Source organism: Parabacteroides sp. KHUB-02 (assembly GCF_056640955.1).
The window spans coordinates 2,788,762-2,802,754 of sequence record NZ_JBWQEV010000001.1; the positions used below are offsets into that span (position 1 = coordinate 2,788,762).

A 13,993-nucleotide genomic window follows, 5' to 3' on the forward strand; every position below is an offset into this window, starting at 1 on the left:
CGGACTCCCACACGTGCAAGTGAAACATACCGTTTCCTTTCTTTATTATGGATATAATTATTATATTTGCAATAAAATGTATTTATATTATGGAGACAATCGCAATGATGAATCCTTTTGTCGTGGGTAGGTATGTATCAGACAAATATTTTTGTGACCGTGAGGGAGAGACAAGCTTCTTGATTAAACAGATTGAGAACGGACGTAATGTCGCATTGATTTCTCCACGCCGTTTGGGTAAGACCGGATTGATCCAACATCTTTTTCGTCAAGAATCGATAGAAAAAAATTATCATGCGTTCTTTGTGGATATTTATGCCACTACTTCATTAACAGAGTTCGTATATCTATTAGGAAAAGCCATCTATGACGAATTGAAGCCAAAGAAAACGGTTTGGACGGAACGGTTCTTTCAAATCATAACCTCATTGCGTGCGGGTTTTAAACTGGATATGGTAACCGGAGAACCTTGTTTTGATATTGGGCTAGGAGACATTCAAGCACCACAAACAACACTTGATGAGATCTTCGCTTATCTAGAGACCGCAGATAAACCATGTATCGTGGCGATCGATGAGTTCCAACAAATTGGCGGCTATGAGGAGAAAAATGTAGAAGCGTTGTTGCGAACCAAGATTCAACAATGCAAGCAGACTATGTTTATCTTCTCCGGCAGTAAACGCCATTTGATGAGTAATATGTTTAATTCCTCTTCCAAGCCTTTTTATCAAAGCGCTATTAGTATAGGACTTGAGCCAATACCCATTCATATCTATGTGGAGTTCGCCAACCGGCTTTTTGAGCAAAGGGGAAAGCTTATTGACAAATCCGTAATAGAAGAAGTTTATCGGATGTTCGATGGCTATACTTGGTTTGTGCAAATGATAATGAACGAACTTTTCGCATTGACCGAAGAGGGTGAGCGTTGTAGTATGGATAAGATAGAAATAGCCCGCAAGAATGTGATTCTAACACAAGAAAGTAGTTACAAGGATCTACTTGCCAATCTTGCTCCCAAACAAAAACTTGTTTTACAAGCTATCGCCAAAGAGGGCAGAGCAGAAGGTCTCACGTCATCAGCATTTATCAAAAAATACAAGCTACCCTCAGCCAGTTCTGTACAATCTGCGGTCAAACCTCTGTTGAAAAATGATTTGATAACACAGGAAGATGGCTTTTATAGGGTATATGACTACTTTTTCGCGGATTGGATGGCTAGAATATATTGACTCTCTTGTATGTAAATGTCAGAAAATAAGCAAATCTTAGTAGGCACTATCCGTTACTGAAGTAAATAATTTACGACTTGAAATGTAAATTCCTTATGCGGTGAAAATGAATCATTTAGACAACATACTTAATCGCTTGCAAAAGGCTTCTCAAGTGATTAGTTATTCACTCGACAAGCCGTTAGTTATTCACTTCAGAAGCCTATTACACCCTGCAAAACAGATAAAATTAGGGAGAAAAGAAGAGTAACCATCAAATAATATCCAGCCGTTCTCTCAGTTGTTTAAAATAGCGATGCGAGGCGATCCTCTCCTCCTCTTGGAAGGGGGGATAGAACTCGCATCGTAAGGTCTTATTCTCGATGAACATCAAATAAGTCAAGTTCACAATGCAATCTTGGCTTATTTGAACAAACGTATTATTGATAGACAACAAATCTTTCGCTGTCGTGCTCATTTTTAGTTTATGAGTAGTACGGGAAGTCAAGACAATCTGCCAGCAACGCTGGTCTCCCAAGAACTGAAACAGGAATATCTCCTCACAACGGACTAACAAAAGACCCGAAACGGTTTGGATCGCAAATCGACTATCCCGATTCAATATTTTCCGCAAAGATCTCTCCATGCAGGCAACATCCGCAGGTTCTGTCGTATGAAAACGTTCGATGAGTGCCGCTAACTCATCAATTAAATAAGGTTTTAACAAATAATCAAACGCAGAGGCACGTAGGGCATCCAATATATATTTATCGTATACCGTATAGAAAACGACTCTCAAGTTCGGAAGAATATCATCCCGTATATCATCCAGCAAATCAAAGCCAGACATGTCCGGAAGTTCCACATCCAAAAACACCAAATCCGGTTGATACTTAAGAATATGCCTCTTGCCCAATTCAGCCGTTGTCGCTGTATCCAATATCCTTATTTCCGAGAAAGCCAATAGATCGTTTTGCAATTTTTGAATCGATCCAAGGTCATCATCTATGATTATTACTGTTATTTCCGGTTCCATACACGCTTCCATTTTCCAACAAAGTAAAATATTTATTGTTAAGATAAAAAATTAACGACTTACCATAAATAGTGCTTTTTACGTATAAGTTGCAATATTTACGTTTATCCTTGCGTTTTTCATGCTTATCTGTCATTTTTTATTTTATGATCTTGGTTAATTACCATTGATTGATAAACCCTATCTTTGCAAATACAGTTATAAAATAGAAACAATATATTTATGTCTCGAAAAATAAATCTTATTATATTCCTCTGTTTCATTTTATGCGAGGTATATGCCCAATACGTACCCGATGTATTGGGAGATGGTTATTTACGCCGTACCTTCCAGATGCCGGATGACTATGAGGGGAAGGTGGTTTGCACACTGGTCAAGAAACCTCAACTGGATAGCGTAAAACAGGCCGTGCTGTATATCCATGGCTATAATGACTATTTTTTCCAGAAACAATTAGGGGATAGCGTAAACGCTCACGGATATAATTTCTATGCGATGGACTTGCGGAAATACGGACGTTCGATATTGCCCAATCAAAACCCGTTCTTTTGCAAGAGCCTAAAAGAGTATTTCGCTGATATCGATACCGCTTTAGCCACCATCCGGTCTGAAGGCAACGAGCGGATATTATTAATGGCGCATTCTACAGGCGGATTGATCACACCTTATTATTTGAATAGTAAAAAAGGGGAGTTACCGGTAGAAGGGCTTATCTTGAACAGCCCTTTTCTGGATTGGAATTTCGGATGGTTCATGGAGAAAGTCGTACTGCCAACCGTTGCGTTTGTCGGGAGGCTATTCCCGAATCTTACCGTACAAGGACTGGGTGACCCGAATTACGCTTATAGCTTGCTTAAGCAATATAAAGGAGAATGGGAGTTTGACACGAACTGGAAAATGATATTCGGGCATCCGAAAAAAGCCGGATGGATCAAAGCCATACAAGAAGCGCAACAGACGGTACAAAAAGGGTTAAAACTGGATTGTCCGATACTAGTGATGTCTTCCAACAAATCTTTTCCGGAAACAGAGACATGGCATGAGGAATACATGACCTCCGACATCGTCTTGGATGTTCAAGACATTCAAAAATACGGGGAGAAACTAGGAGACAAAGTCACGAGAGATACCATACCAAACGGCATCCACGATCTGATCCTATCTCAAAAGCCCTATCGGAACGATGCCTATCAAACTATATTCGAGTGGTTAAAGAAACAATAATGGTTGCACCAAACATATAAATCCTTACCTTTGCGCCCAGACAAAACATTTATATATACATGAAATCAGTGCGATCAATTTTTATAGGTCTGACCTGTCTGGGGATGGCAACGGCTAGTTTCGCTCAAGAAAAAGAGACAACTCCGGAAGCGACTACCTATAAGGCCGAGATATTCGGATCGGTAGCTAGTGGCGATAATACCCCTTTCTGGATGGTTAGCAATCGATACGGAATTGTTCCTTTGGAAGCGAATAACGGATATTTGAATGCGGGAGTATTCCATAATCAAACTTTTGGCAAAGGTTTTCGCTGGGGAGCCGGATTAGACGTAGTGGCCGCAGTTCCTCGTCATCGCAATTTCTTTATCCAACAAATATATGCCGAGTTAGGTTACAAATGCTTGCTATTGAGTGTAGGAAGCAAGGAACGCTATAATTCTCTTTGGGATCGTTGGCTTAGCTCGGGCGATATCGTACAATCTGCCAATGCCCGCCCGATTCCGGAAGTGAACATCAGTATACCGGAATTTACCGTCGTTCCTTTAACGAAAGGCTGGATGCAAGTCAAAGGAGACTTTGCCGTCGGTCGTTCTTTCGACAAGGATTATCTGGCTAACTTCACAAACAATAAGCAGACTTATGTAGATAACGTTTTATGGCATCATAAATCATTATTTGTACAGATTAAGGATACACGCAATGACTTCCCGTTATCCGGCGTAATCGGAGTACAGCATTGGGCACAATGGGGAGGAACCTCAACCAATCCTAAGATCGGAAAGCAGCCTCAATCCATCAAGGACCTTATCCGGGTTATTTGCGGCAGCGAAGGTGGTGGCGACGCAACAGTCTCCGATCAAATCAACGTACTGGGTAATCATTATGGCTCTTACGATTTCAAATTGGCTTTTACACAACCTAACTGGCAAGTATCCGCCTATTACCAACATTTCTTCGAGGATAAATCCGGTATGATATTCGTAAACAATACCGATGGATTATGGGGAGGACAATTGGATTTACCAAAATTCCCGTGGTTGCGTAAGGTGGTCGTGGAGTATCTGGTTACAAGAGACCAAAGCGGACAGTTCCACTTCATCGATTTTGATCACGACCTACATCCCGGCGTAGGTGGCGGTGGTGATGATTATTATAACAACGGAGAATACACTACCGGAGCCTCTTATTTTAACCGAGCGATAGGTTCTCCTCTGATCACAAGCCCAGAGTATAACGAGGCCGGTTCATTAGGATTCAAGAACAATCGTGTTCGTGACTGGCATTTCGGTGCGGAAGGCGCTATCTCCTCACAAGTATCTTATCGGGTATTAGTCACCGTGATGAATAGTTGGGGTAGACATGCCACCCCTTTCCTTAGCAAGAAAAGAGGAGCTTCCGGACTTTTAGATATCTCTTATCAACATCCCCGTTTATCGGGATGGGAATTTACAGGGTCTTTGGCAGCTGATGCCGGTTCCATGTTCGGCGATAACTTCGGATTCAGCCTGAAAGTAGCGAAACGTGGCATCTTGAAAAGCTGGAAATAATAACCTAAATTATTTATATTCTTCCCACAAGGCAGATGCTATGATTTCTTGAGTCTGATCAGCGAACGCTTGCATTCCTTTGTGGGAAGTGTCTATATTCTCGGTAGAAACCGCCGGATGGATCACCATCTCCATCCGATGACGATGGACATTCAACGACCCGATCGGCAAGACATCAAATGGCCCGTTTAAGGTGATCGGAATAATAGGCAAATGCTGATCCAGAGCCATTTGGTAAGCCCCTTTCTTGAAACGAATCATTTTCCCGGTATACGTACGCGAACCTTCCGGGAAAACAACCACGGAAGCCCCGTTCCGAAGACAACGCTCCGCCTCCAAAACACTACGAGCGGCAGCCTTCGGCGTAGAATTATCGACAAAGATAAAACCAGCGGCACGGCAAGCGGCCCCGACAAACGGAATCTTAGCGATACCCGCTTTCATCACCCATTTAATGGGAACGCCTAAGAAACCATATATCAAGAAAATATCAAACGCACCTTGATGATTGGCGACGAAAACATACGATTGTTTCCGGTTAATATGCTCACGTCCTTTTACCGTCACCGGACAAAGCGCCAGATAGCAAGTCAATCGAGACCAGATCATACCCGGATAATAAGCGAAGATTTTCTCTCCCCCCAATAGACAACCGATGATAACCGTCACAGCCGTAAGTATAGTCAGTACCAGAAATACAGGTACAAAAAACAGCCACAAATAAACTATGTAAAGTATTCTTCCCATACGTAACTATATTATAACACAAATATAGAAGCTAATTTCAATCGTTTCATTATTTTTCTCCGAAAATATTTTCACGATCGGGTTATTATTGCTTTATTTGCGGTAGAAAAGAAAATAATTATAAAATATCTATAACCATGAATGAGTTAATTAAAAATCTAGGAGTGATCGTACTCATTATTGGTGCGGCAGTTTTGGCTGTACCGTTTTTTACTGGTGGTATGACAAATAGTATTCTACTTACAGGTCTGGGATTGGTTCTCCTTGGCTATTTTGGTCATATCGTAATCAACAAACGAGTAGAATAATACACGCTACTTAGATTTAAAAGGAAATGAAAAAGGGCTATTCGATAAATAGCCCTTTTTCATTTATTGTTGCTCCAACCAAATCTTTACCCCCTCAAGTAAAAGCTGGTTCTCATCAGCCTTCTGGGTAGAGAGCCGTAGATAAGTCTCATCCAAGCCCCGGAAATTCGAAGCGTCACGGATCAAGATTCCGTAATTATCTAAAAGGAATTGCTTTAAATCAGCGGCTGTACCCTTCTTCAAACGGACAAGGAAGAAAGTCGTAGAGGTCGGGATTACCTCCAAGCCATCCAATTTACTTAATTGATAAATAAAATCTGCGGTCTCACGCTGCCATTTACGGATCGGCAACGTAAATTGCGCCGGATGGATCAAGATATATTTACTTGCCTCGATAGCGATAGCATTTACCGACCAAGGTATGATATACTTGTTCACTTTCTCCGCGATCTCCGGAGAAGCGACCAGATAACCGATACGCAAGCCGGGGATATTATAAGCCTTCGAGATAGACTGGACAAGGATTAAGTTCTTATGCGTTTTCACGTCACTCGGCTTTAGCATGTCTTCCGTCGTAAAAGCCACGTATGCCTGATCAATAATGAAGGTAGTCTGCGGATTCGCTGAGATCAAACGGAGAAGCTCCGTACGATGGATCAGCTTTCCATCCGGATTATTCGGATTACAAATCCAACAGAAATCCTGTCCCTCCAAGGATAACTCTGATAAATCGTCCGATGTCGGGAAGAAAGAGATCTCATGCTCATGCAAACGGCAAGCGTCCTCATATTCAGAGAAAGAAGGAATAGCGATCATGGATTTCGCACCTCGCCAAGCTTGCGCTAACAAATAAAAAGCGGTGATCGAACCATTCGTCACTACGATATTCTCCTCCTTGATCTCATACCGGCGGGCCAACAATCTTTTCAAGGTAGCGGCATCCGGCTCCGGATAACGAGTCAGCTTATCAAAATGCTCGATCAAATGTTCCTTCAGTTTATCTAAATTAGCTCCGTGCCACACATTCGAGCTAAAGTTTATCTTTACCTCGTTCTTTGCGTTATAAAAATCATCACCGTGTCCGTATAACATATACCTGCTTTTTAATTAATACCTTATCTGTTAAAACTGTCACAAAATTACGAATCTTTTTGGCTTTTCCTATCAATCGCCTTATAGATCGCATCCTGTATGCGAGTACGTATATCAAGCGATCCCAGTTTATTATTTGCCCGGCTAGGATTCACCCGGTTACTCAAAAATATATAAATAAGCTGGTTATCCGGATCTATCCAAAAACAAGTACCCGTAAATCCTGTATGTCCATAGACCGAGGCGGGAGCCAAAGCCCCACAAGGCGAGGCTTTCGGATTACCAATCACCGGCTTATCAAATCCTAGCCCTCTACGGCAAGTCGGGCTCTTGCTTTGTGTAAACAAACGGCTGGTTTCCAAAGAAAGATAGCGCTCGCCGCCATAAGTCCCTTGGTTTAGCATCAATTGGAGCACCTTCGCCAGATCATTCGCGTTCGAAAATAATCCGGCGTTTCCAGAAACACCCCCTTGAAAAGCGGCCGCCTCATCATGCACATATCCGCGAAGCAATTGACGGCGGACAAATCCATCTTGTTCCGTAGGTACAATTTGCAAGGTATCCATTCGCTTCAACGGATTATAAGTGGTATGCCAAGCCCCTAACCCGCTGTAGAAATCATCCCGAAGAAGCTGGTCCATCGGAGATTTCATCAGATTTTCCACCATCATTTTCAGCATAATGAAATTCACGCAACTATATACGTACCTACCTCTCGTACCCAAACGGGATTTCTTGATATCTTGAAGGATCGTATCTTTAAAGGAATCACTCACATAGAAATTACGGGCTACCTCAGTCGTAAATCCGGGTTTCCGTGTATCTGATACTATATCCGGAAGATATTTAAAATCATTCCGGACATACGTTTTAGCGTCAAAACGAACCGGGTGCGTGGCGTTCTTCGCCGAACTATATAAACTGCCTTTATAACTATCCTTATCAATAGCATCCAGATAGAAATTAATAGTTGGAGTCACTCCCGATTGATGATATAGTAACTCTTTTATCGATAAATCCTTTTTATTAGACTCTTTCAACTCCGGTATAAAATCGGAGATCTTATTGTTCAAGGTGAATTTCTTCTCATCATACGCTTTCATGACTGCCAATAAAGTCCCCGCCGCCTTCGATGCCGAAGCCAAGTCATAAACTGACGCCTCCGTGACCGGCTGCCTACTTTCGTAATCAAAATAACCAAACGATTTATTATAGATAATCATGCCGTCCTTCGCAACCAACACTTGGCATCCGGGATAAGCCTTCTCATCCAATCCCTCTTTAACGATCGACTCAATTACATCCAAACGGTCCGGATTCGCTCCCACCTCTTCTGGCTGGTGATACCCCAAACGAGTCTTTTCCGTAAAAATACCAGTACCCGCATAATACAATCCCGGAATTGAAACCGGAAGTTTCCCTTTCGCCGCAATACCACCGAATATCACTTGGGCCGCATATTCCTGCGCTAAGGGAGTGCCCTCGTAAGCCAACACGACCGCCTTCGCCTTCTCGATCGACTTCTTATATTCCTTACAAGCATATGGTAAGGTAAAGAAAGTATAGACCAACTCTTTCTTCGCAGCCAACTGCCTCAACGCTAAACTCTCGGGAATGCGAATCGTATGCACGCCACAAATGATCACGTCGTATTTTTGCAATTTATTATAAACCTGTTGGACTTGGGTAGCCGTAGAACGCCGTCCGATACTAAAGCAAGCGATCGAATCATATTCGCCCAGCATTTTCTGGAACTCATTACCAACCCCGTCTCCAATCGAGAGCGCTGCGATCTTTTTCTTATTCAACTGTTTAAGAGGTAAGATCGTATCCTCATTCTTCAAAACAGTAATAGCCTCCGAATTCAACTTCGCCGCCATCCATGCCGCATGCGGAGAGTTCAAACGTTTCGATAAGCCTTTTGTTTCGACCGGCTTATAGGCATTCAATCCAGCGATATATTTGTACCTTAATATTTTCAAGCACTTGGCCTCGATCGCTTCCAGATCCAATACCCCTTCTTCAATAGCCTCTTTCACGGCCGTAAAATCATTGATTGGAGCGGCCGGAGCGAGCAAGATATCATTCCCCGCAAGCAAAGCCTTCACCGAAGGATTATCCGTTTTCTTTGTGGAAGCCCCTTTCATCGCTAAAGCATCCGTAAAGCACAGACCTTGAAAACCGAGTTCTTTCTGTAATAGATCCGTCACGACCGCCTTGGAGAAAGAAGCCGGCTTATGACTTTTATCCAAAGCTGGAACGTAAAGATGTCCCGTCATTATCCCGCCGAACCCATCATATATATAACGTTTAAAAGGAAGAAGTTCCACGCTATCCAAGCGGGCCCGGTTATGGCGCACGACGGGTAATGTCTCGTGCGAGTCCTCGGAAGTATCTCCATGTCCGGGGAAATGTTTGGAGACAGACAAGATGCCCGTATTTTCCAATCCTCTTGCGTAAGCAATACCTTTCTCCGACACAGCCTCCGGATTCTCGCCAAACGAACGCAGGCCGATCACGGGATTATCCACATTGCTATTCACGTCCATATCCGGAGCGAAATTTATATGAATTCCCATTTCCCGGCACTGCCGTCCCACCTCTTTTCCATATTCCTCGATCAAGGCATTGTCCTCGATAGCGCCTAGCATCATGTTTTTCGGGAAACGGGTGGTTCCACTTAATCGCATGGAAAGTCCCCACTCCCCATCCAAAGAGACCAACATCGGAATCCGGGAAGCCTTTTGCAAACGATTGGTCACCTCCGCCTGCGTCACCGGATCCCCTTTATGGAATAAGATGCCCCCGATCTTGATATCGTTCACGTAACGCATAAGCCGTTGCATATTCCGGTTATCGGATTTAGGATTCGCTATAACCATAAATAACTGCCCGATCCGTTCATCATAACTCATAGCGTCAAACACGGAATCAACCCAATGATTCATCTTTTCCTGATCCACCGCACGATAAAGGTTCGGGACTGTTTGCGCCCCACTCGATAAAAGGGAAATACAACACAAAAGCAAGATACCAATCTGTCTCATCACAACATTATCATTATTACTCTCCAAAAATAAGAAAATATCGCAATAGTAACGTAAATTGTGATAGGGGTTTTTACTATCTTTCCTGTCTCGTAATAAAAAAGGAAGTACTTCATGAAGCTAATACTACTCATAATCTTGATTATCTTCGGCTTTCAATCAAGCGCTTGGGGACAGGCGCCGACTCTCAGTATCGAGGCTAAACAAGAACCGATCCAAGAAATCATGAAAAAAATAGAGCATCAAACAGGCATGACATTCTCCTACGATCCTTCTATTCTCAAAGGTATTTCCCGGATTACATTCAAATCTGATAACCAATCCATATCGGAATGCCTTACCCGGCTATTCCAAAAGCTCCCTCTGTCTTATCAGATAAACGGTACCCACATCATCTTGAAGAAACTCCCCCGCTCAGTAACCATCAGCGGATTCGTACGGGATAAAGCGACTACAGAATATCTAATCGGGGCCTCCGTTTATGACTCTCGCACACAAAGGGGCACAGCTACCAATAACCACGGTTTCTTCAGTCTAACCTTACCGGTCGGGGTAGTCCGTCTGGAGACTTCCTACATCGGATACGGACGTTTCTCACATACATTCCAACCGCTCGAACGGGATACCGTGATGGAAATTCTGCTGGAAAGCGGTGAGGCATTGGCCGAAGTTGTCGTTACCGGTAGTAATGACACACAAAACCCGATACAAGCCCCTCAGATGGGAACGATTAAAATAACCCGGAAGATGATCAAGACCATCCCGACCTTATTCGGTGAGGCTGATGTGATCAAAGCCCTGCAAACCCAACCCGGCGTATCAGCCGGAACGGAAGGATTAGCCGGGATGTATGTCCGTGGGGGGAATGGAGACGAGAACCTGTATATGATAGACGGAATCCAACTGTATCAGGTCAATCATCTCGGAGGACTTTTCTCCGCTTTCAACGCCGAGGCTTTGAAAGATGTGGATTTTTATAAATCCGCTTTCCCCGCCCGCTATGGGGGAAGGCTTTCCAGCGTAGTGGATGTGCATACTAAAGATGGCAATATGAAAGAGTACCATGGTAGCGCTATGCTAGGATTGACCTCCGGTAACTTAAATTTCGAAGGGCCGATCATTAAAGACCGGACTTCGTTCAACGCCTCCTTCCGTCGCTCTTGGCTGGATGCCTTATCCGCACCGGGTTTGGCGATCTACAATAAAATTCAGAAAAAGAAGGGGGAGAAATTCAGCGCACGCTATGCTTTTACCGATCTGAACCTAAAAGTGAACCACCATATCAATGACCGGAGCCAAGCTTACGTTAATTTCTATTTCGGACAGGATTTCCTAAAAGGAGGAAGTTCTGAGTTCTCCGTAGGTGATAATATAACCCCTTTCGAGAACAAGGACTTTGGAAAGATGCGCTGGGGTAACATCGCATTGTCTTCCGGCTGGTCGTATGTGTTTAACAACAAGATGTTCGGTACCGTCACCTTGGCTTATTCCCATTATCAATCCAAACTAAAACAAGAGACTTCACAATACTACGGAACCGAGGGTGACAAAGATTATTCTTCACGGTTTATCGAGACCTCAACCCGAAACGGTATCAATGATTTCGGAGTCCATGCGAACTTCGACTATATTCCTACCTTGGCACATCATATCCGTTATGGTACCGACTATCTTTACCATCGTTTCAGCCCGGAATATATCGAGGAAAAGACCTCCGAGAATTTGTCTCCGACCAAACGAACTACCGGAGACGAGCGCCTTTCAGCGAATGAGTTGGCTGTTTTCGCCGAAGATGACTGGGCGATATCTCCCATTGTCCGGGCTAACGCCGGATTACGCCTGAACATGTACAATATACAAAAGAAGACATATGTCTCCTTAGACCCTCGTTTATCCGTACGCTTCCTGCTCACGAGGGATCTAAGCCTTAAGGCCTCATACGCCCGGATGAATCAATACGTACATCAGATTAGCGAAAGTTATATGAGTCTCCCTACCGATATGTGGATGCCGGTCAGCAAGAAATTAAAACCATTGGTGAGTGATCAAGTATCCGTTGGCGCTTATTACAATCTGCACAAGAACTATTCCTTCTCGGTGGAAGGTTATTACAAATGGATGAATCACTTACTGGATTATAAAGATGGTTACAACTTCTTACCCTCGTTCGTCGGTTGGGAGGAGAAACTGGCCGCCGGTAAGGGGTGGGCCTATGGAGCGGAGTTTATCGCCCGGAAAGAGACGGGGCGTATAACAGGATGGATCGGATACGGACTAATGTGGAGCGACCGGCAGTTCGACGAGATTAATAATGGCAAACGTTTCCCCGCGAAATACGATAACCGCCATAAGCTGAATATCGTCGCAAACTGGAAGATCAACGAGAAATTGGAACTAACAGGAAGCTGGACTTTCATGACCGGAAACCGGGTTACGGTGGCATTCGAGAATTACGAGGATTTGGGCCTCACTCCTGTCCCTCCGCTCTTACCGGAAGGAGGCTTGGACTATTTCACGGAGCGTAATAACGTACGTCTCCCCGCTTACCACCGCTTAGATCTGGGGATTAATATTTATCGACCTAAAAAGAACGGCCATCTCGGTATCTGGAATATCAGCGTATATAACGCTTATTGCCAGATGAACCCGATAACTATCCATAAGCGGTCTTGGATAAACTACAGCCATTATTTCGAGACGTTATCGCTCTTACCGATCATTCCGTCTATATCATATACTTATAAATTCTAAAGAACATGAAACCTATATTCTATTTATCAATCTTATTATCCAGCCTGCTCCTAACCTCCTGCTACAGGAAGTTTGACCTAGAGGAATATCGTACTACACCGAAAATGGTGATCAACTCGGCCTTCTCGCCGGATACAGTCGTAATGGCCAGCATATCCCGCACATGGTTTCACTCAGAGAGCAAGCCGGACGTGACGATTCGAAACGCCAAGGTGGAATTATACATAGACGGGATCTTCAAGGAGGAGATGCCTTGGAAAGAATATTCCTATTGGAAATCTTCTCGTTGGCTCGGAGAGGATCGAGGTGGATGGGTAACAGATACGCTTTATATATCGAATACGGTTCCACAGCCCGGACAAACCGTAAAGATTGTAGCTTCCACCCCGGAATATGGAACAGCCTCGGCGGAAGATAAGATTCCTTCCAAGACCGAAATCAAAGGCCTGCGCATAATTCCCCGTAAAGAAGCTACCGACAACGGCGGTACCCTTGTCGATGGAGATGGGAATATCTCCTACATAGAAGAAAACGATGTGCTTATCTATCAAATCACTTTCCAAGATACCCCGGGTAAATCAAATTACTATTCTCTACAGATATGGGGAGATGACGACCATCTTGGTGTCCTGTTGGACTTCTCCGTAGATCCCGTATTCACGCAGCAACAAGGTATCTTGGATGAGGTTTTCGGCTCCTCGATGGTAAATTGGCGGGGACGGGTATTTTCCGACGAGCTGTTCGACGGGAAGGAATACACGTTGCAAGTAAAAGAACAACTTAGGTCCGATACTAAATATTATACCAAACGCCATATTCGTTTATATTCCCTGTCCGAACCCTATTACCAATATCTGCTATCTTTACAAAACATCAAGAATGAAGGTATCATGGGCGGACTTACGAATGTAGGTCTGGCCGAGCCTGTCCGAATCTACAGCAATGTGGAAGGAGGAACGGGAATCGCTGGTGGATGTCAATGGTTTGAATCCTTGGTAGACATAAAAGATTTAATCAAATAGCGAGCAAAAAA

The 13,993-nt window shown here is 43.7% G+C and carries 10 protein-coding genes; 6 read left to right on the plus strand and 4 right to left on the minus strand.

From position 1 onward, the window contains the following. The first annotated feature begins 89 nt into the window (after positions 1–89). Positions 90–1,229: an AAA family ATPase gene (locus ACYIA1_RS12320; RefSeq protein ID WP_121961016.1), complete on the plus strand. Its 1,140-nt coding sequence runs from the start codon at positions 90–92 to the stop codon at positions 1,227–1,229. 253 nt (positions 1,230–1,482) lie between these two features. Here the strand turns inward: ACYIA1_RS12320 and ACYIA1_RS12325 are convergent, their stop codons facing one another. Then, the gene (locus ACYIA1_RS12325; protein WP_022191757.1) at positions 1,483–2,244 is read right to left on the minus strand and encodes a LytR/AlgR family response regulator transcription factor; all 762 of its coding nucleotides are present in this window, start codon (positions 2,242–2,244) and stop codon (positions 1,483–1,485) included. 222 nt (positions 2,245–2,466) lie between these two features. On the opposite strand from ACYIA1_RS12325, the gene ACYIA1_RS12330 reads away from it, so the two are divergent. Continuing rightward, positions 2,467–3,468, plus strand: a complete 1,002-nt coding sequence (locus ACYIA1_RS12330) for an alpha/beta hydrolase (protein WP_048927504.1) — start codon at positions 2,467–2,469, stop codon at positions 3,466–3,468. 59 nt (positions 3,469–3,527) lie between these two features. Then, positions 3,528–5,015 carry a capsule assembly Wzi family protein gene (locus ACYIA1_RS12335; protein WP_005867167.1) on the plus strand — a complete coding sequence of 496 codons (1,488 nt, stop codon included), beginning with the start codon at positions 3,528–3,530 and terminating at the stop codon, positions 5,013–5,015. Between the two features lie 9 nt (positions 5,016–5,024). Here the strand turns inward: ACYIA1_RS12335 and ACYIA1_RS12340 are convergent, their stop codons facing one another. Next, positions 5,025–5,762, minus strand: coding sequence for a lysophospholipid acyltransferase family protein (locus ACYIA1_RS12340; RefSeq protein WP_048927503.1), 738 nt, complete (start codon positions 5,760–5,762; stop codon positions 5,025–5,027). 137 nt (positions 5,763–5,899) lie between these two features. Between ACYIA1_RS12340 and ACYIA1_RS12345 the strand changes: the two genes are divergently transcribed. After that, a complete protein-coding gene (locus ACYIA1_RS12345; protein WP_005854067.1) occupies positions 5,900–6,070 on the plus strand; it encodes a hypothetical protein in 171 nt (56 codons plus the stop codon). 63 nt (positions 6,071–6,133) lie between these two features. On the opposite strand, the gene ACYIA1_RS12350 is transcribed toward ACYIA1_RS12345, so the two are convergent. After that, complete coding sequence (locus ACYIA1_RS12350; protein ID WP_048927502.1) at positions 6,134–7,162, minus strand: pyridoxal phosphate-dependent aminotransferase; 1,029 nt, start codon at positions 7,160–7,162, stop codon at positions 6,134–6,136. A gap of 47 nt (positions 7,163–7,209) precedes the next feature. Beyond that, complete coding sequence (locus ACYIA1_RS12355) at positions 7,210–10,209, minus strand: serine hydrolase domain-containing protein (RefSeq protein WP_121961005.1); 3,000 nt, start codon at positions 10,207–10,209, stop codon at positions 7,210–7,212. Between the two features lie 114 nt (positions 10,210–10,323). Here ACYIA1_RS12355 and ACYIA1_RS12360 point away from each other — a divergent pair, with 114 nt between their 5' ends. Both ACYIA1_RS12360 and ACYIA1_RS12365 read left to right on the plus strand, forming a co-directional pair. Continuing rightward, positions 10,324–12,960 (plus strand): TonB-dependent receptor domain-containing protein, encoded by a 2,637-nt coding sequence (locus ACYIA1_RS12360; protein WP_005854042.1) that lies wholly within the window; start codon positions 10,324–10,326, stop codon positions 12,958–12,960. A gap of 5 nt (positions 12,961–12,965) precedes the next feature. Next, the gene (locus ACYIA1_RS12365; RefSeq protein ID WP_005854041.1) at positions 12,966–13,982 is read left to right on the plus strand and encodes a DUF4249 domain-containing protein; all 1,017 of its coding nucleotides are present in this window, start codon (positions 12,966–12,968) and stop codon (positions 13,980–13,982) included. Positions 13,983–13,993: the final 11 nt, after the last annotated feature.